At 55.7% G+C, this 26,648-nt stretch carries 30 protein-coding genes, 2 tRNA genes and 1 riboswitch; of the genes, 23 read left to right on the top strand and 9 right to left on the bottom strand.

The genetic code is table 11. The annotated features are described in order from the left end of the window. From MOST_RS03765 to MOST_RS03785, 5 genes are all read right to left on the bottom strand, one after another. Positions 1–706, bottom strand: a 706-nt coding sequence (locus MOST_RS03765) for an IS66 family transposase zinc-finger binding domain-containing protein (RefSeq protein WP_211295963.1), incomplete at its 3' end; no start/stop codon positions are given. Between the two features lie 80 nt (positions 707–786). Further along, on the bottom strand, positions 787–1,143 hold the full coding sequence (tnpB, locus tag MOST_RS03770) for an IS66 family insertion sequence element accessory protein TnpB (protein WP_054937435.1): 357 nt from the start codon (positions 1,141–1,143) through the stop codon (positions 787–789). A 4-nt stretch (positions 1,144–1,147) separates the two neighbouring features. Beyond that, positions 1,148–1,474: an IS66 family insertion sequence element accessory protein TnpA gene (gene tnpA / locus MOST_RS03775; protein ID WP_244267136.1), complete on the bottom strand. Its 327-nt coding sequence runs from the start codon at positions 1,472–1,474 to the stop codon at positions 1,148–1,150. A 188-nt stretch (positions 1,475–1,662) separates the two neighbouring features. Beyond that, the gene (locus tag MOST_RS03780) at positions 1,663–2,607 is read right to left on the bottom strand and encodes a DMT family transporter (protein WP_054935698.1); all 945 of its coding nucleotides are present in this window, start codon (positions 2,605–2,607) and stop codon (positions 1,663–1,665) included. Positions 2,608–3,028: 421 nt separating this feature from the next. Beyond that, positions 3,029–3,115: transfer RNA gene (locus MOST_RS03785), tRNA-Leu, on the bottom strand. A gap of 97 nt (positions 3,116–3,212) precedes the next feature. Here MOST_RS03785 and MOST_RS03790 point away from each other — a divergent pair. The 12 genes from MOST_RS03790 (at position 3,213) to MOST_RS03845 (ending at position 13,537) form a co-directional block, all read left to right on the top strand. Next, positions 3,213–3,839, top strand: a complete 627-nt coding sequence (locus MOST_RS03790) for an RNA polymerase sigma factor (protein WP_208974789.1) — start codon at positions 3,213–3,215, stop codon at positions 3,837–3,839. Then, a complete protein-coding gene (locus MOST_RS03795) occupies positions 3,836–4,759 on the top strand; it encodes an anti-sigma factor family protein (RefSeq protein ID WP_054935700.1) in 924 nt (307 codons plus the stop codon). Before MOST_RS03790 ends, MOST_RS03795 begins: the two co-directional genes overlap by 4 nt. Before the next feature lie 116 nt (positions 4,760–4,875). Continuing rightward, a complete protein-coding gene (gene polA / locus MOST_RS03800; RefSeq protein WP_054935701.1) occupies positions 4,876–7,554 on the top strand; it encodes a DNA polymerase I in 2,679 nt (892 codons plus the stop codon). Then, complete coding sequence (gene mutM, locus MOST_RS03805) at positions 7,538–8,362, top strand: bifunctional DNA-formamidopyrimidine glycosylase/DNA-(apurinic or apyrimidinic site) lyase (protein WP_054935702.1); 825 nt, start codon at positions 7,538–7,540, stop codon at positions 8,360–8,362. The genes polA and mutM overlap by 17 nt, the downstream gene beginning before the upstream one ends. 78 nt (positions 8,363–8,440) lie before the next feature. Then, positions 8,441–9,064, top strand: a complete 624-nt coding sequence (gene ytaF, locus MOST_RS03810) for a sporulation membrane protein YtaF (protein WP_054935703.1) — start codon at positions 8,441–8,443, stop codon at positions 9,062–9,064. Positions 9,065–9,075: 11 nt separating this feature from the next. Next, positions 9,076–9,687, top strand: a complete 612-nt coding sequence (gene coaE, locus MOST_RS03815; RefSeq protein WP_054935704.1) for a dephospho-CoA kinase — start codon at positions 9,076–9,078, stop codon at positions 9,685–9,687. Positions 9,688–9,706: 19 nt separating this feature from the next. Beyond that, complete coding sequence (locus MOST_RS03820) at positions 9,707–10,258, top strand: lytic transglycosylase domain-containing protein (protein ID WP_054935705.1); 552 nt, start codon at positions 9,707–9,709, stop codon at positions 10,256–10,258. Positions 10,259–10,337: 79 nt separating this feature from the next. Next, complete coding sequence (locus MOST_RS03825; RefSeq protein WP_054935706.1) at positions 10,338–11,378, top strand: nicotinate phosphoribosyltransferase; 1,041 nt, start codon at positions 10,338–10,340, stop codon at positions 11,376–11,378. Between the two features lie 138 nt (positions 11,379–11,516). Continuing rightward, positions 11,517–11,601 (top strand) — tRNA-Leu (locus tag MOST_RS03830). 186 nt (positions 11,602–11,787) lie between these two features. Beyond that, complete coding sequence (locus tag MOST_RS17050) at positions 11,788–11,988, top strand: hypothetical protein (protein ID WP_054935707.1); 201 nt, start codon at positions 11,788–11,790, stop codon at positions 11,986–11,988. 26 nt (positions 11,989–12,014) lie between these two features. Beyond that, positions 12,015–13,148 (top strand): amidase domain-containing protein, encoded by a 1,134-nt coding sequence (locus MOST_RS03840; RefSeq protein WP_054935708.1) that lies wholly within the window; start codon positions 12,015–12,017, stop codon positions 13,146–13,148. 113 nt (positions 13,149–13,261) lie between these two features. Continuing rightward, positions 13,262–13,537, top strand: coding sequence for a DUF3243 domain-containing protein (locus MOST_RS03845; protein ID WP_054935709.1), 276 nt, complete (start codon positions 13,262–13,264; stop codon positions 13,535–13,537). Positions 13,538–13,625: 88 nt separating this feature from the next. Here the strand turns inward: MOST_RS03845 and MOST_RS03850 are convergent, their stop codons facing one another. Together MOST_RS03850 and MOST_RS03855 are read right to left on the bottom strand one after the other, a co-directional pair. Further along, the gene (locus MOST_RS03850; protein WP_054935771.1) at positions 13,626–13,814 is read right to left on the bottom strand and encodes a ferredoxin; all 189 of its coding nucleotides are present in this window, start codon (positions 13,812–13,814) and stop codon (positions 13,626–13,628) included. Positions 13,815–13,878: 64 nt separating this feature from the next. Continuing rightward, the gene (locus MOST_RS03855; protein WP_054935710.1) at positions 13,879–15,300 is read right to left on the bottom strand and encodes a glycosyltransferase family 2 protein; all 1,422 of its coding nucleotides are present in this window, start codon (positions 15,298–15,300) and stop codon (positions 13,879–13,881) included. Between the two features lie 236 nt (positions 15,301–15,536). On the opposite strand from MOST_RS03855, the gene MOST_RS03860 reads away from it, so the two are divergent. Together MOST_RS03860 and MOST_RS03865 are read left to right on the top strand one after the other, a co-directional pair. Continuing rightward, the gene (locus MOST_RS03860) at positions 15,537–16,220 is read left to right on the top strand and encodes a cytochrome c biogenesis CcdA family protein (protein ID WP_106007033.1); all 684 of its coding nucleotides are present in this window, start codon (positions 15,537–15,539) and stop codon (positions 16,218–16,220) included. Positions 16,221–16,231: 11 nt separating this feature from the next. Next, positions 16,232–16,738, top strand: coding sequence for a peroxiredoxin family protein (locus tag MOST_RS03865; RefSeq protein ID WP_054935712.1), 507 nt, complete (start codon positions 16,232–16,234; stop codon positions 16,736–16,738). A gap of 132 nt (positions 16,739–16,870) precedes the next feature. Here the strand turns inward: MOST_RS03865 and MOST_RS03870 are convergent, their stop codons facing one another. Then, positions 16,871–17,269, bottom strand: a complete 399-nt coding sequence (locus MOST_RS03870) for a YckD family protein (RefSeq protein ID WP_054935713.1) — start codon at positions 17,267–17,269, stop codon at positions 16,871–16,873. A 165-nt stretch (positions 17,270–17,434) separates the two neighbouring features. On the opposite strand from MOST_RS03870, the gene MOST_RS03875 reads away from it, so the two are divergent. Further along, positions 17,435–18,193, top strand: a complete 759-nt coding sequence (locus MOST_RS03875) for a helix-turn-helix domain-containing protein (RefSeq protein ID WP_054935714.1) — start codon at positions 17,435–17,437, stop codon at positions 18,191–18,193. Here the strand turns inward: MOST_RS03875 and MOST_RS03880 are convergent. Further along, complete coding sequence (locus MOST_RS03880; protein ID WP_054935715.1) at positions 18,190–19,149, bottom strand: L-lactate dehydrogenase; 960 nt, start codon at positions 19,147–19,149, stop codon at positions 18,190–18,192. The two genes, MOST_RS03875 and MOST_RS03880, sit on opposite strands and share 4 nt — an antisense overlap. 68 nt (positions 19,150–19,217) lie before the next feature. Here MOST_RS03880 and MOST_RS03885 point away from each other — a divergent pair, with 68 nt between their 5' ends. The 8 genes from MOST_RS03885 (at position 19,218) to phoU (ending at position 26,644) form a co-directional block, all read left to right on the top strand. Next, a complete protein-coding gene (locus tag MOST_RS03885) occupies positions 19,218–20,132 on the top strand; it encodes a selenium metabolism-associated LysR family transcriptional regulator (protein WP_054935716.1) in 915 nt (304 codons plus the stop codon). Positions 20,133–20,195: 63 nt separating this feature from the next. Then, a riboswitch (molybdenum cofactor riboswitch) is annotated at positions 20,196–20,335 on the top strand. Between the two features lie 88 nt (positions 20,336–20,423). After that, the gene (gene modA, locus MOST_RS03890) at positions 20,424–21,302 is read left to right on the top strand and encodes a molybdate ABC transporter substrate-binding protein (protein ID WP_208974790.1); all 879 of its coding nucleotides are present in this window, start codon (positions 20,424–20,426) and stop codon (positions 21,300–21,302) included. Between the two features lie 42 nt (positions 21,303–21,344). Beyond that, positions 21,345–22,148 carry an ABC transporter permease gene (locus tag MOST_RS03895; protein WP_054935718.1) on the top strand — a complete coding sequence of 268 codons (804 nt, stop codon included), beginning with the start codon at positions 21,345–21,347 and terminating at the stop codon, positions 22,146–22,148. Beyond that, positions 22,145–23,245: an ABC transporter ATP-binding protein gene (locus MOST_RS03900; RefSeq protein WP_054935719.1), complete on the top strand. Its 1,101-nt coding sequence runs from the start codon at positions 22,145–22,147 to the stop codon at positions 23,243–23,245. Before MOST_RS03895 ends, MOST_RS03900 begins: the two co-directional genes overlap by 4 nt. Positions 23,246–23,262: 17 nt before the next feature. Continuing rightward, on the top strand, positions 23,263–23,868 hold the full coding sequence (gene mobA, locus MOST_RS03905) for a molybdenum cofactor guanylyltransferase (RefSeq protein ID WP_244266971.1): 606 nt from the start codon (positions 23,263–23,265) through the stop codon (positions 23,866–23,868). Positions 23,869–23,931: 63 nt separating this feature from the next. Continuing rightward, positions 23,932–25,218: a molybdopterin molybdotransferase MoeA gene (locus MOST_RS03910; RefSeq protein WP_083476465.1), complete on the top strand. Its 1,287-nt coding sequence runs from the start codon at positions 23,932–23,934 to the stop codon at positions 25,216–25,218. A 32-nt stretch (positions 25,219–25,250) separates the two neighbouring features. Beyond that, positions 25,251–25,775, top strand: coding sequence for a molybdopterin-guanine dinucleotide biosynthesis protein B (mobB, locus tag MOST_RS03915; protein ID WP_054935721.1), 525 nt, complete (start codon positions 25,251–25,253; stop codon positions 25,773–25,775). A 131-nt stretch (positions 25,776–25,906) separates the two neighbouring features. After that, positions 25,907–26,644: a phosphate signaling complex protein PhoU gene (gene phoU / locus MOST_RS03920; protein WP_054935722.1), complete on the top strand. Its 738-nt coding sequence runs from the start codon at positions 25,907–25,909 to the stop codon at positions 26,642–26,644. The last annotated feature ends 4 nt before the right edge of the window (positions 26,645–26,648 follow it).

Below are 26,648 nucleotides of genomic sequence, written 5' to 3' on the forward strand. Positions count from 1 at the left end.
CTCCATGGAGCACCCAGTTGGCCATTGTCTGCCGGGAAAGGTCTATACCCAAACCTTTAAACTGCTGCTCCTGGCGGTAGAGGGGTAACCCTGCCCCGTATTTCTGGGTCATAATGTAGGCCATGAGTGAGGGAGATACCGGGCTCCCGGGAAGTATAGGCGCCGGAATAGGTGCCGTGACAACGGGAGTGGTTATCTCTTCCCGCTCGCAGCGGCGGCAGGAATAGACGTAGCGCACATGCTTAACCACTTTCACCTGGGCCGGGATGACTTTTAGTTCCTGCCGCACCTCGGTGCTCATTTCATGTAAAGGGCCGCCGCAGCACGGGCAGACCCGTTCTTCTTCCGGCAGGCGGTGCTCTACTATTTCTATCGGCAGGTCTTCCAGGTTCATCTCCCGGCGGGTACGCCCTTTGCGGCGCTGGTAGGTGATGGTTTCCAAATCCGGCTCAGGTGCCTCCGGCCGGGCTTCCACTTCCGCCTCATTAAAAAGCAAGAGCTGCTCTTCTTCTAAAGGCCTGGTCCGTTCGCTGGAAACACCGAATTGCCGCTTCTTGCTTAAACGGAACTGCTCAATAAACCAGTTTAGCTTGGAGGTCAGTTCGGCATTTTGTTGTTCCAGCTGCATACATTGCTTTTCCAGCTGCAGGCAGCGGCTTTGCAGCTCTTTTATGGTCATGGCGGCGATAGATTGCGAAGTGTTCATGCATTAATAATTCGACGAATCGCGTCGAATTCCTCTAGAATCAACCACAAACAGAAAATATTTCTTTCTGGCGATTTCTATTACAAGATGGTGCGCGCTTTTACCTCAGGATGAGCTTTAGGCTGTTTTAAAGGAAGGCCGTCAAGCAGCCAGCGCAGCTCCCGGCGGCTTATGGTGATGGTTGCCGAAGTGGTATCTTGAGGCCAGGGAAATTTGCCCTTCTCCAGGCGGCGGTAATAAAGCCAGAAACCGTTATGCTCCCAATGGAGGATCTTTAGTTTATCGTGCTTGCGGTTACAGAAAACGAAAAGGCAGGAAGAGAAGGGGTCCAGCTCAAAGCTTTCCTTGACTAGCACCGCCAGGCCGTCAATGGACTTGCGCAAATCCGTTGCGCCGCAGGCGAGATAAACCCGCTCGATGCCTAATTCGTTTAGCATAACTCTACCAGCACCCGGACCACCTGAGAGAGCAAGGCCGGAGCAAGGCCGGATCAAAGCCGGGTCTTACCTCGATGTTGACCGGTCCTATTTTGACCAGTAAAGCATGGTCCTTTTCTATAGATGCCTGGTCGCTTATTTCTACCGGCAACCACCGGTTTGATTTTCCCGGGGAAACTACGTCCTGGTTCTTATACTTCCGCAGCCAGTACCATAATTGCCTGGGGCTAACGTCTTCATGGGCGGCGCACCATTCTTTAACGCTTTGCCCGCTGGCCTGGTATTCGGCTATCCGGGTTTCCCATAGTGCTTGCCGTTCGGCTTTGGTCATAATAAAAAATCCTCCTCAGGTTGTTTTCTGAGGAAGATTATCCCTTAAACTTGGGTATTGCGCCAAGGTGGGTTGTATTTGACGCTTACGCTGATCTGGACCCCGTGCACTTCAAAGTAACGGCCACTAAAACCTGTATACCAAACGATGTTGATGTCGAGATGCCGGTAGAAAATGTGGCCGTTATATTAGGCCGGTTTCTTTTCCGGGTGATGTTGCCAGAGGGAGATAAGTACCCCGCCCAGGGCTAAAATTATACCTATAGCATGATACCAGGCTAGCTTTTCCTTAAGGATTAAAGCTGCGAGGGCAATAGCAAAGAGGGGGGTTAAGTTGTTGAACATGGCCACCGGTCCGCAGCCAAGGCGGTTGATAGCCTCAAAGTTAAGTAACAGCGCCAGACCGGCAATGATACACCCCATATAGATAAGTAATAGCCATCCCTTCCAGGGCAGGTACCAGCCTTGGTGGACCACCTCCCACAGAGCCCCAGGAAGCAGGAAAAGGGTGCCAAAAAAGAGGCTCCAAGTACTGGTAATGATTGCTGGATAACGCTGCATCATTTTTTGCACCAGGATATTAGACAGGGAAACGGCAATAACATTAGCCAGGAGAACCAAATCAGACGATTGGAAGCGTAAAGTTAGTATGCGTTCAAGGGAGCCCTGGGCAGATACCAGGGCCAAGCCAGTGAAGGCGATTATAATTCCCGAGATTTGGTAACGACTGGGCTTTACGTGCCAGCCCATGGCCAGCAGGACCAGGGTAACGGCCGGGAAGGTCGCAATGATTATGGCGGCATTAATTGCCGGGCACTCTTGCATGGACCAGGCAAAGGTACCATAGGCCACGCTGATCCCAAGAAAACCTACTATAGCCAGATAAGGCAGGTCCTGGAGGCGCGGTTTATGGGGTTCCCGCCAGGTAAAGGGTAGCAGTATTATAAGGCCCAGTAAACCCCGGATGGCGGACAGGGCCATGGGTGGTACCATGGGGGCGACCAACCGGCCGGCTATAACATTGCCCCCGTAAAGGAAAGTAGCGAGGAGAATGGCTCCATAGCCCAAGTGGCGAGATCTTTTGTTGTGATGACAGGAAACGGTTAGCTCCTCAGTTTCCTGGTATAGAGCCATGCTTATGTAACCTCCGCAAATAACTGGTAGCAATCCTATATTAGCATAGCACCGGGGACAGGCTACAGGCAAAGTTACCCTGCAGGGGTTGATGGCCGAAAAACGGCCTGGATAACTTACTGACGGGAAAAACTTCTCGCTAGAGCAGCGTACCAGTAAGTTAGAGCCAAACGATAGCAAGTACAAAACGTTTTAAGTTCAACCGCCTAATACTCGGGAGAAGATAATCGAGGTGGTCGGTGCACATATTCCGACCACCTCGATTATTAATAGGGTTGTTAACTTGGTAGCAGCTCAAATTGCGATATGCGCCGGCACTTTACCTCGGGGACAAATTCTTTCTGCAGCGTTCCGGGAAGGAAGACAGCGTTAATTCGTCTATAAAAAGCAAAAGACCAAGGCTTTCACGCCTTGGTATTATTGGTGCCGAAGGCGGGGGTCGAACCCGCACGGCCTCGCGGCCACCGGATTTTGAGTCCGGCGCGTCTGCCAGTTCCACCACTTCGGCCCATTCGCTATATCATTTTAACATAGACTTCATATTCCTGCAAGGCCTAAAAGGATAAAGGAAGAGAGATGTCGAATAGGAAAGAAGCTGGAAGGTGGTGGCAGCCGTGGTCCCGGATGAGGAATTGCTGGCCCGGAGCCAGAAGGGCGATATGGAGGCCTTTACCCTCCTGGTAGAGCGTTACCAGAAGATGCTCTACACCATTGCGTACCGTTTCCTGGGCAATCACGAGGATGCCGGTGATGCCGCCCAGGAGGCCCTGGTGCGCGCCTATAAAAACCTGCCGGGCTTCCGGGGCCAGTGTTCCTTTAAAACCTGGCTGCAGCATATCATTGCCAATGTCTGTCGCGATGCCCTGCGCCGCCTCAGCCGGCGGCCCACCCTTTCCCTGGAGGGCCTGCAGGAAACAGAGGGAGTACCCTGGGAACTGGCCGCCGGGGAAGCAGTCACTTCACCGGAAGAAATTATCCTGGCTAGGGAAGGGGAGGACCATTTACATAAATTAATCCAGGCTCTCATGCCGGAATACCGCATGGTAATCATCATGCGGGATGTGCAGGGCTTTAGCTATGAAGAGATAGCGGCCACCCTGGGCTGCTCTGTGGGAACAGTTAAATCGCGCTTGAGCAGGGCGCGGCAGTTTTTACGGCAGCACCTGGTACGGGAAAGGGAACATTTTGCGAAGCAAAGCGTCTATATAAGCAAAGGGGGTGAGGGGCGATGAACTGCAGCCAGTACCGGGAACTCCTGTCACCATATCTGGACGGCGTCCTGGCGGCAACCCAGCGCCGGGCCGTGGAGAATCACCTGCGCCTGTGCAACTCCTGCCGGGAAGAACTGGAGGCCCTGCGCCAGACGGTGAACCTTCTCCAGGCCTGGTCGGAAGAAGAACTGGATTTACCGGCCGGTTTTGAGGAGCGTTTGCGGTCGCGACTTGAGGCGGCCTGCCGCCCCTGGTACCGGCGCTTGCCGCAAAGATGGCTTTCCCTGGCAGTAGCAGCAGCCATTGTGGTGGCAGTGGCCATTACGGCCTATGCTGATTATTTCCATTTTCTCCATCCATTCCAGGTGAGGGAAGCAGCACCTACGGTTACGCAGGGAGAACAGGGACAGGTTAAAGCTTTGCAGGCCCCGGTTGTCCCAGCACCAGCAAGGGATTTCTCTATGATAGTTACAGACCAAGAAAATAAACCACCAGCACCAGCAATAACCCCCTCGCAGGAAGAATCCCGGCCGGCGCAGCCCCAAAGGCGACAGACGGCGAAGCCCCCCAAACCCCAGCCAGTTTTCAACAGCATGGAGAGAAATCCGGTTGCCCAGGCCAGTACCAATGTTAACTCCCGGGGACAAAACCTTGATGCGGCATTAGGAGAGAACCTGCAGGTAGGAGAGGGACAAAAATTACCTGGTGAACAGGTAACTGGTCCTGAGGACAAGCAAGCCCAAAAGCAAATTACTCCAGGGGTTAACAGGCCGGAAGTAAATAAGGAAAAGAATGAGGCCACCCTTGATGCCAGGATGTCCTCGCATAATAATATTGAATCAGCAGGTATAAACCAATCTTTGACAGTACCGGCAAAGGTATATAAGGAACCAGCCCTAACCGGCATACCGGAAGTGCTTTCCAGACCACCCTTACCTTAAGGGTGGTTTTTTGATGGTTGGCCCCGGCAACTTAGCCGCAACTGGTGAAAATAATTGCCACCGGAAACATAAAAAGATAAAATATAAGCAGCGTTTTTAATAAAGAAGGGTGACGGATGCCCGTAAAAAGAGCAAGATTACTCCTGGTAGACGGCAACAGCATTATTCACCGGGCCTTTCATGCCCTGCCACCGCTCCAGACAAGTGCCGGCGTCCAGACGAACGCCGTTTACGGCTTTGCCACCATGCTGCAAAAGGCCTTTGACCTGGTAGCGCCGGACTATGTAATCGTAGCCTTTGACCACAGCAAGGTTACCTTCCGCCACGACCTGTATAACGAATATAAAGGGACGCGTCCTGAGACCGCCCCGGAACTCAGGCCCCAGTTTGCCCTCGCCAAACGCCTCCTGGCAGCCTGGAAACTGGCAAGCTGCGAAGTAGAAGGCTACGAGGCTGACGATCTCATCGGGACTTTAAGCCATAAAGGGAAAGAGGCCGGGCTGGAGGTTTTAATCCTGACCGGTGACCGGGATGCCCTGCAACTGGTAGATGACAGGGTTAAGGTCCTCCTCATGCGGCGCGGCCTTTCGCAGGTAGAATTATTGGACCGGGAGGCCATTAAAAAAACTTATGGCCTGGAGCCCGGCCAGCTCATTGACGTCAAGGCCCTCATGGGTGATGCCTCCGACAATATCCCCGGCGTACCCGGGGTAGGGGAAAAGACGGCCGTGCAGCTGGTCCGCCAGTATGGCGACCTGGAAGGGGTCCTGGCTCATGCAGGTGAGGTCAGGGGGCGGAAAGTAGCGGCCAATCTGGTGGCCTATGCCGGCCAGGCCCGCCTGGCCCGGCAGCTGGCTATCATTCGCTGCGACGTGCCAGTGGAGCTTGATCTTGAAACCTGCCGCCGTGAGAAACCGGACTATGAGGCCGTCCTGGCCCTTTACAAGGAACTGGAGTTCAACAGCCTGGTCAAGGATGTCTTAAAAGCCATGCAGGAAGAAGGGGCGGGGGTGGCGCCTGGAACCAACGTTAAATCCCTGAACCTACCAGAACATGTTACTTTGAGCAGCCTGGAAGAGCTGGCTGTACTCGCCAGGCGCCTGGCCGGGGAGCAGGAAGTTGCTATCGAGCTGGCCCTGAATAACGCCAATTATTTAGACGCAGCAGCTTTAGCCGTGGGACTGGCCTGGGAAGGCGGGGTAGCCGTCCTAGATACGGCAGGGGTGCCGGGCGCCGACCTGGCTGGGGCACTGGAACCGCTGCTGCAGGCAGGGCCCGTCTTTCACGATGCCAAGGCAGCCCTGGTCTGGCTGAAGGAGGCCGGGGCACGGGTTACCGACCCGGGTGGCGACACCATGCTCGCCGGCTACCTCCTCAATCCCACTGCCTCCCGCCATGATTTGCCGGAACTCTGCCTGGAACACCTGAACCTGGCCCTGGTGGATGATGAATCTTTACTGCTGACTATTGCCCGGCGGGCCGTGGCTACCAGGCTTTTGCACAGGGAACTGATTGCCAAATTGCAGGTAGCCGGCATGGAAGAGCTTTATCGGCGGGTGGAACTTCCCCTGACCCGGATTTTAGGCGAGATGGAAAGCTACGGTGTGGCTGTTGACCTGGAAACCCTGGACCTTATGGCTGCCGAACTGGAGGGCAATATTGCCGCCCTGACGGAAGAGATCTATCGCCTGGCCGGGGAAAAGTTTAATATCAACTCGTCGCGGCAGCTGGGGAGCATCCTCTTTGAAAAACTGGGCCTGCCGCCGGTAAAGCGGACCAAGACCGGTTTTTCCACCGACGCTGCCGTGCTGGAGGAACTGGCCGCGAAACATCCCATTGCCGCCAAACTGGTGGAATACCGCCAGCTCACCAAGTTAAAGTCCACCTATGTGGACGGGCTGAAACCCCTGGTCAACCCCCGGACGAAGAGCCTCCATACCACCTTTAACCAGACGGTGACGGCTACCGGCCGCCTGTCCAGCAGCGAGCCCAATTTGCAAAACATCCCAGTGCGCCTGGAAGTGGGCCGGCGCCTGCGCCGGGCCTTCGTTTCCCATGCTCCCGGCCGCCTCCTCCTGGCAGCCGATTACTCCCAGATCGAGCTTCGGGTGCTGGCCCATATCTCCGGTGATGCCGGCATGATTGCTGCCTTCCGCCGGGGGGAAGACATCCATGCCCGGACGGCAGCCGAGGTCTTTGGTGTCCCCTTAAATGAAGTTACGCCGTTCATGCGGCGCAGCGCCAAGGCCGTGAATTTTGGCATTGTTTACGGCATCAGCGATTTCGGCCTCAGCCGTGACCTGGGCATCAGCCGCAGCGAAGCCCACGCATATATTGAGCGTTATTTCCAGCGTTACCCCGGTGTCAGGGCTTACATGGAAGAGGTCGTTGCCAGGGCGCGGCAGGATGGCTATGTAACTACCCTCCTGGGGCGGCGCCGCTACCTGCCGGATCTCTTCAGTTCCAACCATACTGCCCGGAGCTTTGGGGAGCGGGCAGCCATGAATACTCCCATCCAGGGCAGCGCGGCCGATATTATTAAAATCGCCATGGTTAAGATTTTCCGCCTGCTGGAGGAGCAATACCCGGCCGCCCGGATGATCCTTCAGGTTCACGACGAATTGATCTTTGATGTCCCTGAGGAAGACCTGCCGGCAGTAGCCGCCCTGGTTAAAGAGAATATGGAGAATACCCTGGAACTCCAGGTTCCCCTCCAGGTGGACTTAAAATACGGCCCCAACTGGTATGATATGGAACCCTATGATGGAGCGATAAAAGATGCCGGAACTGCCTGAAGTGGAAACCATCAAACGTACCCTGATCCCCCATCTCCAGGGGCAAACCATTGCCGGGGTTGAGGTTTACCACCCCGGCGTTATTGCTGTTCCCGACGCCGCCACCTTTAGCCATTTGCTGGCAGGTAAAAGGATAACCCGGCTCGACCGCCGGGGGAAATATCTCCTCTTCCACCTGGCGGCCGGCTATTGCTTGGTAGCCCATTTAAGGATGACCGGGCGCCTTATCTTGACGGCGGCGACTGACCCCTTGCTGCCTCATACCCATGTGGTTTTCCACCTGGCCGGTGGTACCACCTTGCGCTGGCTGGATACCCGCCGTTTTGGCCGCTTCTACCTGGGCCAGGAAGACGAGGTAATGGTAACGGCCGGGCTGAAAGAACTGGGGCCGGAACCACTGGACCCGGCCTTTGATGTCGCTACCCTGGCAGCCATCTGTGCCGGCCGCCGCCGGCCGGTAAAACAGGTTCTCCTGGACCAGCACCTCCTGGCCGGGATTGGTAACATCTATGCCGATGAAATGCTCTTCCTGGCCGGGCTGCACCCCTTAAGACCGGCGGGCTCCCTGACAGGGGATGAACTGGTGCGCCTGCATCTGGCCATGCAGGCCGCACTAGAGCAGGGTATAGCCAATTCCGGCACCTCTTTCAGGGATTACGTCGATGGCCGCGGCCAACAAGGGAAAAATCAGGATTACCTCCAGGTTTACGGCCGCGCCGGCCAGCCCTGCCGCCGTTGTGGTCGTACCCTGGAGCGGGTAAAAATAAGCGGCCGCAGCACCGTATTTTGCCCCGGTTGCCAGGTTTAAATGACAGGCACGTATCCCACCTTCTACCCGTATATTACTGTATAGAGCACAACAGGGCAAAGGGTGGGATAAATTACCATGTTGCTGGCAACGCTACTTTTAGCCCTGGCCGCCAGCCTGGATGGCCTGGGTGTGGGGCTTTCCTATGGCCTGAGGAAGATTAAGCTGCCCTGGCTTTCCCTGGGGCTGATTGCTCTGGTATCCACGGCGGTCAGCGTCCTGGCCATGGCCGGCGGCCACCTGGTGGCCAGGATATTTAATCCAACTCTTGCCGGGCGCCTGGGCGCTGTTATATTATTAACCCTGGGACTGAGCATTATTTTTGAGGCCTACCTGAAAAAAGACGAGCCCGGGGCGGCAGGAGAGACTTTAATAAAATTGCGCCTTCACCGCCTCGGCCTGGTAATCCAGATTTTAAAGGAACCCTGCCGGGCTGACCAGGATTTTTCTGGAAGTATTAGCAGCCAGGAGGCCATGACCCTGGGGCTGGCCCTGGCCCTGGATACCCTGGGGATAGGCTTTGGCGCCGCTGCCGCCGGTTTTTCCCTCTTCCTGACGCCTGTATTCATTGGCTGCTGCCAGTTGCTCCTGGTCCAGGCAGGCCTGGTCCTAGGGCGACGCTGGCAGCCAGAAAAAGCCAGCTGGCGGGGGGCAGCCCTCCCGGGATTAATTTTAATCGCCATTGGACTCTGGCGATGGTAGGAGCAATGTTGATGTTCATCATCGGCCTTACCGGCGGTATTGCCAGCGGTAAAAGTACTGTGGCCGGGATTTTAAAAGAACTGGGGGCTAAAGTCATCGACACCGACCAGGTGGCCAGGGAGGTAGTGCTTCCCGGTGAGCCTGCCTACCGGGACATTGTCGCCGCCTTTGGCCGGGGGATTTTACAGCCTGATGGCCACCTCAACAGGCGGGCTCTGGGCCGTATAGTTTTTAGTGATGCTGCCGCTCGGGAACTGTTAAACGCCATTACCCACCCCCGCATCCGGGAGAAAGTCCAGGCGCAAATAGCGGCTTTACGGCAGGCTGACTCGGAGGCGGTGGTGGTTATTGAGGCACCTCTCTTAATTGAAGCCGGCTTGGACGACATGGTGGATGCCATCTGGGTGGTAACCGCACCGGCAACGGTGCGGTTAAAAAGATTGATGGAACGGGACAACCTCTCGCCCCAGGAAGCTGAAAGCCGTCTCAAGGCCCAGATGGGCGAAAGGGAAAGGTTGCGCCACGCCACCCGTATTATTCCTACCGGTGGCGATTTGAGCGCCACCCGTGCCGCAGTCCTGGCAGCCTGGCAGGAACTTCAGCGGGCGGAAAGGTTGTCATGAAGAAAGGATCCTGTTGGCAATGTTAAAAACCTGGCGCCGTTACCTGTGGCTGCTGGTACTGGTGGCGCTGCTTTCTTTCCTCCTTCCCCGGGCGGCCCGGCTCCTGTACCCCCTCCCTTACCGGGAAATTATCGTAACCTATGCCCACCGGGAAGGGCTGGACCCCCTCCTGGTAGCAGCCGTCACCCGGGTGGAAAGCAAATTTTATCCCCGGGCCCAGTCCGAACAGGGCGCCCGGGGGTTGATGCAGCTGATGCCGGAAACAGCCAGGCTGGCTGCCGGGCAGCTGGGGTTACCCTACGATCCTGACCGGCTCTTTTCCCCGGAATATAACCTGCGCTTGGGCAGCTGGTACCTTGCTGCCCTCCTGCGGGAATTTGGTAACCTCACCCCGGCCCTGGCTGCCTATAACGGCGGCCGGGGTAACGTCCATAACTGGCTGGAGAGGGGCATCTGGGACGGTAACAGCCGCAACTTAAGCCAGGTTCCCTTCCCCGAAACCAGGGAGTTTGTCCGCCAGGTGCTCCAGAATTACCGGATATACCGTATCTTATATCCCGATGTGCGGTAGCAGGTATTTGGCCGTGGAAGCAGAATAATATAGGGAAACCTTTGGCAAAATGAACTTACAGGTCGAGGAGTGGATTTTAATGGCGACGGAGGTCATGGATTCCCTGGCCAAGGTACGGCAGCTCCAGGTAGCACCTGGCAGGCGCTTCTATTCCGCCCAGCATGACGAGATAGCTAGCGGGGCAACTACCGACATATATTTTGTCCGTACTTATGAGATTCTCCAGGCACTGGGTAAGGTTGATACTATTGTTACGGCAGAAATTTTTCCTCGCCGCGCTGGCATCCTCTGCGGCGTCAATGAGGTCCTGGAGTTGCTGCAGGAGAAAAGGGTTACCATCTGGGGGCTACCGGAGGGGAGCACCTTTTCCCCCAAGGAAGTGGTCATGCGGATCCAGGGGCCCTACAGTGAATTTGGCCTCTTTGAGACTACCCTCCTGGGGATGCTGGCCAGTTCCAGTGGCTGGGCTACTGCCGCCCGGGAAATCAAGGAAGCAGCCGGCGAGCATCCCTTTTTCTGCTTTGGTGCCCGCCACGTCCACCCGGCCGTGGCCCCGGTCATGGAGCGGGCGGCCATTATCGGCGGCGCCAGTGGCGCCAGCTGTATTCTAGCAGCCAAACTGGCCGGCAAGGAGCCCCAGGGGACGGTCCCCCACGCCATTTTCCTCATTATTGGCGATACTGTCGAGGGAGCCCTGGCTTATGATCGCCTTATGCCCCCTGATGCTAAACGGACCATCCTCGTCGATACCTTTAAGGACGAAGCGGAAGAAGCCCTGCGGGTAGCGGTAGCCCTGGGGCCAGCCCTGGCCGGGGTACGCCTGGATACCCCCAGCGAGCGGGGCGGTGTTACCCCGGAGCTGGTGCGGGAGGTGCGCTACCGCCTGGATACCGCCGGCTTTAACCATGTGAGGATTTTTGTCTCCGGCGGCCTGACACCGGAGCGTATCCGCGCCCTCATTGAAGCCGGAGCCGATGCCTTTGGTGTGGGTAGCTATATTTCGGGGGCAGCGCCCATTGATATGACTATGGATTTAAAGGAGGTTGACGGCCGGCCGGTGGCCAAGCGCGGCCGCCTGCCCGGAATTATCCCCAACCCCAGGCTGGAAAAACTCAAGTAGAGAATGGAAAAAGTTAAGCCAGGCCTGTGTTACGCAGGAGTGCCTGCCAGTACAAAGCCGGGTCTTGCAGGTCATTCAAGCCAGTCTTATCCTTGACAGGAATACCGTCCAGGGTTTATAATTAACCATGCCAGACGTGCGGCGATGGCGGAACTGGCAGACGCGTACGTTTGAGGGGCGTATGGGTACACCCGTGCGGGTTCAATTCCCGCTCGCCGCACCAAATATTGATTTAAAAGGGCTCCAAAACTTTAAAATTAAATGGGACGTATCGCGGCTGACGAACCGCATACGACCAAGGGTAGTAAACCTCCTTAACCTGCTTACTTAAATACGTTAGCAGTGAGGAGGTTTATTACTTTATAGCGAAAAGGCAACGCAAAGTCAATCCCCCCTGGCAAGACCGCTGATGGTTGTTAATCACGGCCTGATTGATTATACTGATACCCGCTTCTTAACCCAGGAAGTTTTTACGATATTGCTGCCGGTGAAAGACGCTGCGTCGATATCCTGGCAGAGGCCCGCTACAATAATGGTAAAATCCGGCGCCGCCGTTTTCAATGACCCCGTCCAGGGGTCTTATCTTTTTCCCTTGATGAATATACATTAACGATGTTGAACGCGAGGGGGATGAAGGTGGTCCGGGTTTTATTCTTGCGCCGGCGGTGGATGAAGCTAGCTGTTGCAGGCGTCATCCTCTTGGCCGGTATGGTCTTTTTCCTGCTTAATCAGAAAGGCCTGCCGGTAATGGCGCCTCCCGCCCCTGGTGAGTTAGCGGAGCACCTGACAACCATTTTCACGGCCCGGGCCAGGGCCCTGGTCAACGGTAATTATGAAGGGCTGGAGGCTTTTTATGACGCCACGACGACCAGCGGCCGGTTTGCCCTGAACCATGAAATCGGCCGCATTAAATACGTCCAGGAGTGGTTGCAAAAACGCCAGGTAACCTTGACTGGCAGTCACTTGGACCTGGCCGTTGTCGACAGCGGTAGCAAAGGGGATAAGGGCTGGGCCTCGGTATCCCAGCATCTGATCCTCAGTTACCGGCACCAAGGAGAAGCGTCAAAAGCAGTAAACCAGATGGGATTCCGTACCCTCCACTGGGTGGAACTGGTCAAGCGGGACGGCTGTTGGCTGATCAACCGCGACTGGTACTGGGATCCCTTTGAAACCGATGACCTGAAACCAGAAATCGCCCCCGGTACGGCTGTATGCAAGGTGCTACCGCCGCCGGTAAAGAGTAAATACCGCCGTGAGGCGGCGGTGGCCTATGCCGACCGCTACAGCGGCGTGCGCCTGGGTCCCGGGGATGGTCGCTATAACCAGGCTTACCGGGACTTCACCGGCCTGGGTGGCGATTGTACCAATTTTGTTTCCCAGGTGTTAAGCGACAAAAACGCCGGCGCTTTACCCCGGGACTGGGTATGGAATTACCATAACGGCGAGGGCAGCCAAACGTGGGCCCAGGCCGAGGCCCTGGTCCATTACCTCCTGGACAGTGGCCTGGCCGTAAGAATCATGCGGGGTAATTTTGAGGAGGTTACCAGGACTCAAACCACCTACCCCCAGGGGGCCGTCAATGCCCTCCAGCCGGGGGATATCATTGCCTATGAAGAAAAGGGCGAGATCAGCCATGTGTCGGTGGTTGTCGGCCGGGATTCCGCCGGTTACCTCCTGGTCAACAGCCATACGGCTGACCGCGCCCGTGTCCCCTGGGACATGGGCTGGGACAGGCGGACGATCTACTGGCTACTGCAGGTGGTCTATTGACCCTCGTTTTACCAGCCCGTGTCAAGAATAAGGAAAGTCCAGCGGCCCGCATAAACCTGTGTTTAAAGGGGATAAACTAGCAAAAACATTTATTTTTACCTGGAGGTGACGGCATGCCTGATCAGGAAAAAGAATGGGAAAAGTGGAAGGCTTCCCTTTCTATGGTGGTTAATCTGGGCGAAAAACTGGGTTTTGAGGAAAAGACCATGAACAATATAGCTTTTCGCCTGGGCAACTGGCTGGCGGAACACGTTGATCCTATGAACCGGGAGCAACGGGTCATTAAAGAACTATGGGACGTTGCCAGCGATGATGAAAGGCGGGTCCTGGCGGCCCTGATTACCAGGATGGTGAGCGATGGCCGTCGCCAGGAGGATATGGTCCATTAAAAAGAGGGGGAGCTGAAACATAGCTCCCCTTTAGTACTTGGCTTCCCTATAGTCCGGGAACCAGGACTGGGCCCATCCCCGGTCATGATTAAATTTCTTTGATAGCATCGGTTGGACAGGACTCAATGGATTCTCTGGTACAATCCTCGGCGTCTTCCGGTACTTCCTCCACGATAACGTGAGAAAGCCCTTCATCGTCCCAGTCAAAAACACCGGGGCACAGGTCGATGCAGGTGCCACAGGCAATGCAGAGATCCTGATCAACGCTAACCTTCAAAGTCATCCCCCCAAGTCTATTCCCAAAGTATTTGCTATTGTGCACCGCCGCCCGCCATTTCATACTAGCGAGTTGCCTCTTTAGTACGCGGTGTTTTCACCCAGGTCTGGGGCTGGCGGTTCAAAGCCTTCATGATAGAAGCCGTTGTGTAGGGTAGCGGCAGGAAGAAACTGGCGAAGGGCAGGGCCAGGAGCTGCAGCGCCCCACCTAACTGCTGCCACCAGGTAACCGGCGCCATATGGCGGCTGAAGTGGCCATAGGCATAAAAAGTAAAGGCAAAGTAAATAAATACCAGGTAGTGAAGCACAGTACGAAAGCCCAAGGGCAGGATGGAAGGATCCAGCCCGCCGTTCAGTCCCAGGAAAAGAATGGACAGTGGTACCAGGACGGCGCCCTGGTAAAGGAGCCATTCTCCCTGGCCCTTCCAAAAGAGATTGTACAGGAGGGGCCCCCGTTTATCCCAGGAATACTGGTAGGCATAGCGGAATTTATCGCAGACCTGGAGGTGGCCGCTACCCCAGCGCAGCCTCTGCCGGAAAAAGGCATGGAAGGTAGCGGGAGTCTGTTCGGTGCTGTAGTAAGGGAAGTATTCGGCCCAGACGCCTGTTTCCAGGTAGGCCCTTACTCCCAGTTCCAGGTCCTCCGTCAGGGCGCGGTGGTCATAGCCGCCAATACGCTCCAGCAGGCGCCGCCCCACGAAAAGGTTGGTCCCCCCTACGAAGGGCAACTTCTTCATCAATACCGGCAGGTAGATTTCATGGGAAGTGGCCTGGTAAATGGCAGCTATTTTAGTGATGACGCCAAGCTGGTAGAAATTGCGGACCTGGAAAACCGGCCCCTGCCAGATACGCTCCCGGGGGTCGTGGAGCCATGACCAGGCTATGTAGAGCAGGACATCGGCTTCGGGATGGCTTTCGGCATCGTAAAAGCCACAGATGGTGGTCCTGGGGTCGACAAACTCCAGGCCGTAGTTCAAGGCCCGGCCTTTAGTTGATGGAATACTGTAGCCCCGGCGCGAACCCCTGAAGCGCCCGTCAAAATCATAGGGAACGGTACAGTGTTTCAGCTGCGGTACATCCTGGCGAACGGCAAATTCCCGGATCTTGGCCTCCACTACTTCCATGGTCGTGGGACCGGTGTGTTGACCGGAAGCTTTGGCCAGGGCTTCTTTTTCGTCGGTAATTACCAGGATCTCGTAATGGTCATTGGGATAATTTAAAGACGCCAGGTGTTCAATGGTATTGGCGATAACGTCGGCCTCGTTGCGGGCCGGGACCAGAATCGTAAAAAAAGGTAGCTCCAGGTTTTTGCTAGCTGCCAGGGCCGCCACCTTTTCCCTGTCAAGGGCTAACCGCTTGCTCCAGTAATTACGGTAGGAATACCACTTCCAAAAGAAATACCTCAGGAAGAGGGCGAAAAAAAGCAAGTAAAAGCCAACAGCAATTAGATATAAAACCTGGGCAGGGCTTATTATTTCCCAATCCATCCTTATCTCCCCCAATCAGGGTAATTGCACCGCCAACTATTATAGCATTAGAAGCCATTACCACCAATTGGTTTTAATGACGGTACAAAGGCAAGAAGTATTCTTCAGGTAGTAAAGGACTTATTTGCCGGGGCTTTTGTCTCATTTGCTTATCATACTGCTTTATCCCTTTTCCTGGCAGCATTATATTGACGGCGTAACGGAAAAATAATATAATCCAAAAGAGGTGAATGACCTTGGGAAACGGGTCTATAGTCATGGCCTTCGCCGCCGGGATGCTATCCTTTTTTTCTCCCTGTATTATACCTTTATTGCCGGCCTATTTTACTTACCTGGGCGGTTCGGCGGTAGCTACCGGTAAGGCAGAGGACATGGACCGCTCTTTTTTAGCCGGCCGGGCGGCCCTCTTTACCGCCGGCTTTTCCCTAATTTTTATCCTCCTGGGGGCCTCGGCCGGCGGCCTGGGCTCCCTGCTCCAGCTGTACCGTCCCTTTTTAAACCGTGCCGGGGGAATCCTGATTATATTCTTCGGTTTGCAGGTAGCCGGAATTGTCCGCTTGCCCTTTTTAAGTCAAGAAAAAAAGTGGTACCTGCAGCCCCGGGCTCCCGGTGCCGCCCCTTCCTTTCTGCTGGGGATGGCCTTTGCCGCCGGCTGGACGCCCTGCATCGGCCCGGTCCTGGCTTCTATTTTGATTTATGCCGGCAGCCAGGCCACCCTTTTTAAGGGTATGCTTCTCCTCACCTTTTATTCCCTGGGACTGGCAGTTCCCTTTATAGCCAGCGCCCTGGCCCTAGGACCGGTTTTACGCCTTTTACGCCAGTTTTCCCGTTATTTACCCATTATATCCCTGGTAAGCGGGATTATACTTATTATTATGGGGCTGCTGGTCTTTTTCGGGCAGCTAAATACTTTTATCTAGGAGGAGTCTCCATGCCGAAAAACTGGAAGGTGCCCCTCATAATCATTGTCATTATGTTTGCTGTCCTGGCCGCTTCCTTCATCCTGCCGGGCCGCCAGGGCAACAAGGTCCTGGCACCCGCATTCACCCTGCCAGTCCTGGATGGCGGCCAGGTCAGCCTGGCAAGCCTTAAGGGCCAGGTGGTAGTATTGAACTTCTGGGCCACCTGGTGCCCCTACTGTGTCGCCGAAATGGAGGAACTGGACGCGGCGGCGGGGAGACTGGCGGACCGGGGGCTAAAGGTCCTGGCCATCAATATCATGCAGCGGGAGACAGAGGCCGGCATCCGGGCCTTCCTGGGAAATAAGGAGCATAATTACCTTGTACTCCTGGACCACGACAGCCGGGTAGCGAGGAGTTACGGAGTCGGCGGTATCCCTACTACCTTTATCATCGACCGCCAGGGCCAGATCCGCCGGGTCAAACAGGGGCCCCTGGGGCCAGGAGAACTGGATAATCTTGTAAAGGATCTTCTTTGACCTGCCTGTTACCTGGAACAAAATGGGCATCAATGGCTTAGTTTTCATCATGAGTAGAAACTAAGGGAAACAGCCCCATTCTTATTATGGGGCTGTTTCCCTTAAAGTTTAGTAAGACTAAAAACAGTGGCTTTATAGACCCAGGTAACCGCGCATCATGGCGGGGCCGTAGAAGGCAGAATTCTGGTTACCCTGGTTGGGGTTATTACTGAAACCTCCCATGAAACCGCGGCCCCAGCCGCCCATCATGCCATAGCCCGCCCCGCCATGGCAGGCGCCGGGAACTATACCATATTTGCTATGGTATTCTTCCATGTCCCGGATCCCTTCCTTAATCGCCTCACCTTGTTCCTTAGTTAGTTCGCCTGCTTCGACATACTTGTCGACAATTTTCTGGCGCAGCTCGATAATCTGCTGGTACAAGGCATCAATCTCTGCTTTTTGCTGGTCGGTAACTGCCGCAAAGGCTACCGGCGCCAGCACCCCCAGCATTAAAATTATGGCGAGGACGATGGCAATTTTTTTCGTCACCCGCGCCACCTCCTTTCGAGGTATATTCTATCCGGCAGGTATGATAAAAATATGGGCAAAGTATGAAGAAAATTTGAAACTTGACAGGGCTGGAGCTTTTAATTTATACTTTGTTCGATAATACTATAAGTTAATTTAAATTATATCCCAGGAGAGCGAAAGAGAATGCGCGTCTGTGGTAAACGCATCCGGGAACTGAGGGAAGAACGGGGTTATTCACTTCAGGACCTGGCCAGTAAAGCGGAAGTCTCAGTTTCATACTTGAGTGAAATCGAACGGGGGGCCAAAAAGCCTTCCCTGAAAACTTTAGAGAAAATTGCCAGGGCCTTAAATTTCCCCCGGGAACAACTCGTGGAGGCCGGTAGCGAGAGGGGCATCGCCCTGGGGGACAGGGTCCGGCTCTTGCGGGAAAAGCGAGGCAAAAGTTTGAGCACCCTGGCCGAGGAAGCCGGCATCTCCATTTCCTACTTGAGTGAAATAGAGAGGGGTAATGTTTACCCGGCCATCGATACCCTGAAAAAAATTACTGCCGCTCTGGATGTACCCTTAAGTGCAATTATCGGTACGGGCGGTTCCCTGGGGCATAAATTGCGCCAGGCCCGGGAAGAACAGGGTCTTACCCAGGCTGACCTTGCTAGGGCCGCCGGGGTTTCGGCCGGCCTCATCGGCCAGATTGAACAGGGGAAGGTACAGCCATCCTTAAAAACCCTGGAAAAAATAGGCGGAGTCCTGAATATTTCCCCCTGTTATTTTATAGCTGACGATGCCGGGTTGGATGAAGTACTTAACCAGATGAGCCCCGAAGTACGCCGGTTGCTCATGGAACCCAAGGTACAGTCTGTATTGCGCCTGGTATGTAATTGTACCGAGGATGAACTCCGCTTTATCCTCAATTTTATCCAGCTCTATAAACGCTGCCACTAACCCGGAAGACGGAGGCGGGTGATAATTTCCTGGAGGGTGGTCGCCGAGTGCCTGAGGGCAGCCAGTTCCCCGGCTCCCAGGGGAATGGCCAGGATTTTTTCCCGCCCCTGGCTGCCTACCAGGCAGGGGAGACTGAAGGCTACTTCACCCTCAAGGCCGTAAAGACCGCGGATAACGCTGGAAACGGTGAGGACGCTTTTCTCATCCCGGAGAATGCTTTCGGTAATCCGGCTCAAGGCTAAGGCTACGCCATAGGCAGTAGCCCCTTTGCGTTCGATGATTTCATAAGCGGCCTCTCTGACCTGGCGGCTTATTCCGGTCCGGAAGGTCTCTTCTTCAGTGGTACCGTCCAGGAGGTAAAACTCCTCCAGGTCAACCCCGGCCACATTGGCCAGGCTCCAGATGGGCACTTCGGTATCGCCGTGCTCGCCGATGACATAAGCATGGATGTTGCGGGGGTCGACATGGAGGTGGCGGCTCAATAGGTGGCGGAAACGGGCACTGTCCAGGACAGTCCCCGAGCCCAGGACCTTGTTTTCCGGAAGTCCTGAAATCTTCCAGGCCACATAGGTCAGGACATCTACCGGGTTGGCCACCATGAGGATTAAAGCATCGGGGCAGTATTGTAAAAGGGGCGGCAGGACCTCGCGGACAATGGCCGTATTGCGGTGCACCAGGTCCAGGCGAGTTTCCCCGGGTTGCTGGTTGGCGCCGGCGGTGAAAATAATAATGCGGGCGCCCGCGCAGTCGGCCGGGCCGCCGGCATAAATTTTTACGGGGCGAATTAAAGTGGCCGCGTGGGCGAGGTCCATAGCTTCCCCTTCAGCCCGGCGACGGTTAATGTCGACAAGGACCATTTCTTTGACGATGGGGCTGAAGAGGAGGGCAAAGGCGGTACTGGCGCCGACATAGCCGGCGCCGATGATGGCTACCTTGGCAGGGCCCTGCAGGGGCATAATATCACCTCAAGGCATATTCTCCACTGTTACCAGGAGAGTTATGCAGGAACTGGAGCCGTAAATTTATGAACCTCAATTACTGGTTAACTTTTATTACCACGGTAGAAAAAGGCACCCTTTCCGCGGCAGCCGAGGAGCTGCATCTTACCCAGCCGGGGGTCAGCAAGCAGCTCCAGGCCCTGGAGGATTACTACGGCCTGCGTTTACTTGAACGCCGGGGTCGCGAAGTGCGGCTGACGGCTGCCGGGAAGATCTGTTACCGGCATGCTAAAGCCATTGCCCGCCACCTGGAACAAACCCAGCGGGAACTGGCCGAACTGGCCCGGCTGGTGAAGGGCCGCTTACTTTTGGGGGCCAGCACTACGCCGGGCCAGTATATCCTGCCCAGGCTGATTGGCGGTTTCCGGCGGGAATATCCTCGGGTGGAGGTGGTGGTGGAGATTGCCGACTCCCAGGAAGTCATCCGGCGCCTCCAGGATGGAGAAATTGACCTGGGGGTTGTCGGCGCCGGGGGCCGGGGCCGGAGCCTTTCCTATAGCCGCCTGGTAGAGGATGAACTGGTCCTCATTGTCCCCCCGGGGCACCGCCTGGCCGGGGTTACAGCCGCAACTCCCGGGGATTTACAGGGTGAGCCCCTGGTCTGGCGGGAGGCCGGTTCCGGTACCCGCAGGGTGGTGGAAGAACGCCTGCAAAAAGCCGGTTTCACCGTCGATCCTGCCCAGGTCGTCATGGAGCTGGGCAGTACGGAAGCCATTGTCAGCGCCGTGGAGGCCGGCCTTGGTATTTCCCTGGTTACCTGCTGGGCGGTGGAAAAAAGCGTCAAACTCGGCCGCCTGGTTACCGTTCCCCTCCAGGGGGTAAATTTGAAACGCGAACTGTACCTGGTCCGGCGCCGCCAGCCCTTAAGCCCGGCCGCCGAGGCCTTTACCTGCTTTCTGGAAAAACACCATCTCCAGCTCCCGTTGCCTGTTAATAGTTGATCGATAGTAAAGGTTCTTCTCAATATCTTGACGGGACAAAGGGATAAGGGTATGATAAAATAAATTAAATACCATCTCCGAGCCGGTGTTACCTAAGGGCTGCCAGCCTATGGGACACCGGCCTGGGTCGCATTACCCACGGGGTAGGCCGGGAAACGGGCCTGCCTCCCCCTTGCTCGGAAAGGAGATGCAGCGTGGCAGGGTCAATGTTGCCCCGGCATCCTTTGCGAGCCGGGGCATTTACTTATGTGGGGCCGGCAGGCTCATAAAATTGCGGGAGGTTGATTAACTTTGAGACGAATCTTGAAGATGGCAGTCATTACTATGCTGGCAATGCTGGCAGTTCTTTTTTTAGCTGGTTGTACCTCGCAAAAGGAAAGTGTAACTCCGGGCAGGCAAGGAGAAACTAAAGAACTACAGGTCTTTGCCGGGGCGGCCAGTAAACCTCCCCTGGAAGAGATTGCTACGCTTTTTATGCAAAAGTACGGCGTTAAAGTAAACCTTACCTTTGGCGGTTCGGGTACCGTCCTTTCTCAGATGAAATTGTCCCGCCAGGGCGATATTTACATCCCCGGTTCTTCTGATTTCATGGAGATGGCCAAGAAAGAGGGCGTTGTGGACCCCAAAACCGAACAGATACTGGTCTACCTTATACCAGCAATTAATGTACCAAAGGGCAACCCGCAAGGAATCCGGTCTTTAAACGATTTAGCCCGGCCCGGGATGCGGGTGGGCCTGGCGCGTCCCGAGACGGTTTGCGTAGGCCTTTATGGGGTAGAAATTCTGGAGAAAGCTGGCCTGGCTGACAAGGTTAAAAAGAATATTGTTACTTACGCGGAAAGCTGCGAGAAAACAGCCAACCTGGTAGCCCTAAAGCAAGTTGACGCCGTTATGGGCTGGGATGTCTTCCAAAAGTGGGACCCGGCTAAGATTGAAACTATCTATTTGCCACCGGAACAGGTAACCCGCATTGGTTATATTCCCGCAGCCATCTCTAGTTTTTCCCAACAAAAGGAGTTGGCCGCCTTATTTTTGGCTTTTCTCACCTCAGAACAGGGTAAAGAGGTTTTTCGGAAATACGGTTACCTGGGAAGCGTCGAAGAGGCGCGTAAATTTGCTCCGGAGGCCCCGGTAGGCGGCGAATACCAGTTGCCTGCAGGCTGGCGCTAAGCTACCAGGCCAGGGTTTTAAGAATGAGGGTGAAGAAGGAAAGTGGGCCGGAAAAAAATTGCCGCCAAGGCCTTTACCATGGCTTTTAGCGGCCTTCTTACCATGGTGTTAATGTATATCTTGCTGCTTTTATTCTCCCAGGTTAGCTATTTGAACAAAGAAGTACTTCTCAGCAGCCTAAAAGATAGGGAGGTTCATTTTGCCCTGGCCCTCTCTTTAGAATCGGCCCTTGTAGTGGCTGCGCTGGCCCTTTTAATTGGCATCCCTGCCGGTTATGCCCTGTCGCGCTTTACCGTGCCGGCTAAAGCGGTTATCGATACCATTATGGATCTGCCGGTGGTCATCTCACCCGTTGCCCTGGGGGCGATGCTGCTGATTTTTTTTAACACAGCTCCGGGGTTGTTTTTTCAGGAGCATTTTTTCCCGGTAGTTTTTAACGTGACCGGCATTATTGTGGCTCAGGCTACCATTGTCATTTTTCTGGCCATTCGTTTGATGAAATCTATTTTTGACGCCATCGACCCGGCCTATGAAATGGCGGCCCGGGTCCTGGGGGAAAGCAGGGCCGGGGCCTTCTGGCGGGTGACTTTGCCTATGGCCAGGCCCGGTATTATGGCTACCTTTATTCTCTCCTGGGCCCGGGCCCTGGGTGAGTTTGGCGCCACCGTTACCCTGGCAGGAGCTACCAAGATGAAAACTGAGACCTTGCCCATTGCCATTTATTTAAATCTCTCTGCTGTAAAGATCGAAAAGGCAGTGGCCCTGGTAAGCATTATAGTTCTGATGGCTTTTTTAATTCTCCTGGCTTTACGTTTACTGACGGATAAAGGAGCATTATACCAGTGATCCAGGTTGAAAATCTAACCGTGGCAGGACCCGGTTTTTACCTGGGCGACATTTCCTTCAGGGTAAACAAAGCCGAATATCTGATTATTCTTGGGCCGTCCGGTGCCGGGAAGACAGTCCTGCTAGATACCCTGGCTGGCCTTAAAAAACCCCAAAAAGGTAGGATACTCTTTTCCGGCCGGGATGTTACCAGTGCTTTGCCGGAAGAACGGAAGATTGGTTATATTCAACAAAACCTGGCTTTATTTCCCCACCTTTCTATCATGGAAAACATCACCTTTGGCGCCCGTCCCAACCGGATCCCGTCTGCCAGGGCCGGCGAGCGGGCCAGGGAATTAGCGGCTTTACTCGGCATTGAACACCTTTTAAGCCGCGCTAATCCTCTGACTTTAAGCGGTGGCGAAAAACAGCGGGTGGCCCTGGCCAGGACCCTGCTAGTGGAACCCGATATTATACTAATGGATGAACCTTTTTCTGCTTTGGATAGTTTTACCAGGAGACAGTTAATTTTTTTACTACCGGAGATTTTCGCCCAATTCCAGGTGACAGTTATCCATGTCACCCATGACCTCCAGGAAGCCTTTCTCCTGGGGGATAAAATTGCCGTTTTAATTGACGGGCGCTTGCAGCAAATAGGCAGCCGGGACGAGATTTACCGCCGGCCAGCCACCCTGGCAGTAGCCAGGTTATTATTAAATCGGAACACATTTAGTGGCAGGGTGGTTACCCTTTCAACCGGAGAAATTGTAGCTCAAAATGATCGGGGACTTGATTTTAGACTGCCGGCAATCCCCCATTTAAAGCAGGGCGATAAAATTCATTTTGGCATCAACCCGCGGGAAGTCGTTATCATCCGCCCTGACCGTCCCTTGACACCAAGGGTGCGGTCCAATATTTTTCCCGCCATTGTCCGGCGGATTTTTGACCAGTTTGGCAGTTACTTATTGTTCTTAGATCTTGCCGGTACAGGAATGGAGATTGAATTGGAGCTGCCGGGTTATATTTACCATGACATGGCTATCAGTATAGGTAACCACGTGACTGTATCTTTAAAAAAAGATTCTTTCTGGGTCTTGCCGGTAGATGAAGAAGGATAACGGAGGCGCAACTTGCAGTGTACAAAGCAGCCGGGATCGTCCTGGCAGGAGGCAAAAGTACCCGCATGGGTACCAATAAAGCCCTGCTGCCCCTGGGGCAGGAGTCCATGCTGGCCACGGTAGTGACAGCATTACGGCCGTTATTTCCCGAGATAATCGTTGTCACCAACACCCCGGAGCTGTACCGGGACTTAAAGGCACGCCTGGTCCCGGACGTTATCCCCGGCAGGGGACCATTAAGCGGCTTCCATGCCGGGCTTCTGGCATCGTCGTACTGGCACAACTTTATCGTGGCCTGCGACATGCCCTTCCTGGACCCGGATTTTATCAAATACCTCCTCGAACAGGCTCCGGGTTATGATGTGGTGGTACCGCGCCGGGGTGAGTACCTGCAGCCCCTGCACGCTGTTTATTCCCGGGGTTGTTTAAAGGCCATCGCAGATTGCCTGGCAGGGGGAAACTACCAGGCCTTTGCCTTTTATCCCCGGGTGAAGGTGCGTTATGTGGATATTGACCGGCTCGCAGGTTTCAGCGACCCGGAGAAGATATTCTTTAATATCAATACCCCGGCCGACCTGGCCCGGGCGCGGCGAATGCTGCATAAGAAGGACCTCCTGCCGTGAGGCGCGCCCCTGATGGCAGGAGGGGAATAAATTCGTCTATTCCTGGCGAAAGGATGCAATGGCATGTCACTCTTATCCCTGGAGGTGGCCCGGGCGATGTTGCTGGCCGGGTTAAAACAGCCCGGCCGGGTTAAAGTAAAGCTGGAGGAGTCTGCCGGGCGGGTGCTGGCGGCAGCGGTAACAGCCCCGGGTCCCTTTCCTCCCTTTCCCCGCTCCCTGGTCGACGGCTACGCCCTGGGGCCGCCGGTTGCCGATCCTGGTACCCTCCCTACCGGGCTTGCGGGTCCGGGGGTAATCTACCGCCTCCTGGGGACGGTTCCAGCCGGGAGCAACCCGGATATAACCTTAAGTCCGGGGACGGCGGCAGCCATTTTTACTGGCGCCCGGCCACCGGCCGGGACCGTGGCCATTGTCCCCAGGGAACTGGTAGGGCGCCGGGGTGATTTCATCAGCGTACCCGGCCTGCCTCCCGGCCGCTACCTGGAACTGGCTGGAGCCGAAGTGGGCGCAGGGGAAGAGGTCCTGGCCGCCGGTACAACCCTGGGACCGGCGGAAATTGGCCTTTTAGCAGCCCTGGGCTTCCGGGAAGTGCTGGTTTACCAGCGGCCCCGGGTGGTCCTGGCCACCAGCGGGAGCGAGTTGCTGGACCCGGCCGGCAAGGCTGGAAGCCTCCTAAAAAGCAATCCGGCAGGTATCCCTGCCGGTAGCCAGGCGGGTTACCGCGGCGTAAATGCCCCTCCCTGCATATATAATAGTAACTTTTACACCCTGGCAGCGGCCGTAGAAGCTGCCGGCGGGCGGGTAATATCCCTGGGTCCCCTGGCTGACAACCTGGAGGAACAGGTAAGGGCCTACCGGTCTGCCCTGGAGGAGGGCGATTTGCTCCTGGCCACCGGCGGTGCCGGCGGCAGCGCCTGTGACTTCACAGCCGCCGCCTTTACCCGGGTCGGGGGCGAGGTGCTCTTTACGGAACTAAATATCCGCCCCGGCCGGCGGGTCATAGCTGCGCGCTCCGGGGAAAAATTGATGCTGGGCCTGCCCGGCAACCCACCGGCAGCCCTGGTGGCCTGTTACCTACTGGCGAGGCCGGTTATCCGGGCCCTGGGAGGTAGGGAACCGGCGCCGGTAACTTTCCCGGCCAGGCTGACGGCAGCCATCGACCGGCCGCGGGTGGAACGGGCTTTCCTCTGGGCCCAGGCCCGGGCCAGCGGTAGCGGTTGGGAGGTCACGCCCCTGCCGCGCCGGCCCGGCGGCATCCGCGCTGCTATAGGGGCCAACGCTCTAATTGACCTGCCACCCGGTACTGCTCCCGGGCCCGGGGAGGAAGTAACGGTGGTTATGCTTAGCTGAAGGGAACAACGGTAAAAGTAAGGAGGTTTTCCATGACAAGCAAAACTCCCATTATTTCCGTTGTCGGCAAGTCCGACGTCGGGAAAACAACATTACTCACCAAACTCTTACCCGAGTTAAAACGGCGAGGTTACCGAGTCGCTACTATCAAACATGATACCCACGGCTTCGACATCGACCGCCCCGGCAAAGACACCTGGCGCCACGCCGAAGCCGGGGCCAACGTTGTCGTCATCTCTTCACCCACCAAAATGGCCCTCATTGAAAAGGTAGATACGGAGTTGCCCTTGGACGCCATTGCGGAACGCATCCATCATGTCGACCTCATCATCACCGAGGGCTATAAGCGCGGTGATAAGCCCAAGATTGAAGTCCACCGGGCGGCCGTGGGGGGCGAACTCCTCTGCACCCCGGGAGAACTCCTGGCCGTGGCCACCGACGAACCCCTGGCCATTGACGTCCCTTGCTATGACCTGGACGATGCTGCCGGCCTGGTGGACCTGATTGAAGCCAGGATCCTGGCGCCAGCAGGCCGGGCCCGGCAACAGGGCAATTAACCCTGAAACCGGGGGAACTCGAGCTTTCACCAAAGCCCGGGAAAGCCGGGCAAAAAATCAGTACGCCGGCCCTTTATCCCCGGTGGCAAGAGGAATATAATATAAGGTAAATTTGTCTTGGAGGGAGTCCCATGGGCCGGCCACTTAATGCCTATGACCGGGCGCTGCTGGAATTGCAAAATCAAATTTTACGGATGGGTGATTATGTTGCCGGCCAGGTGGATAAGGCCCTGGCTGCCTTGAAGGCCCAGGACAGCAATCTTGCGCGGCAGGTGATTCAGGGGGACGATGTTACCGATAACCTGGATTACGATATCGAGATGGCGGCCCTGGACCTGATCTCTTTGCAGCAACCCACTAACGAAGACCTGCGTACCCTGGCCACCGTCATGCGGGTAGGCAAAGAGCTGGAACGCATCGGCGATTACGCCGTCAATATTGCCGAGGCGGCCGAACGCCTCACCCGCCTGGGACCGTATTTTAAGCCCCTGGTGGATATTCCCCGGATGAGCGACCTGGCCCGGGCCATGCTGAGGCAAAGCCTCCAGGCCCTGGTGGACCGCGACCTGGAAGCGGCCAGGGAGATAGTCCGCGCCGATGACGCCGTCGACCGTCTTTTTGAAGACCTGTACGACGAACTGGTGGGCTTTATGAAGCGGGGGCCGGAATATGTCGACCAGGCCAGTTATCTGGCCCTGGTGGCCCGTTACCTGGAACGTATTGCCGACCATGCCGTGAACGTGGCCGAGATGGTCGTCTACCGGGAGACGGGCCAGCGCCGCGCCTTCAAAGACTACCAGGGACCACAGAAAACCGTCCTGCCGGGGTTGGGGAATAAAAGGGCCAACACCGGCAATTTTGAGGGATAATAGC

Source organism: Neomoorella stamsii (assembly GCF_002995805.1).
Classification (GTDB): domain Bacteria; phylum Bacillota; class DSM-521; order Neomoorellales; family Neomoorellaceae; genus Neomoorella; species Neomoorella stamsii.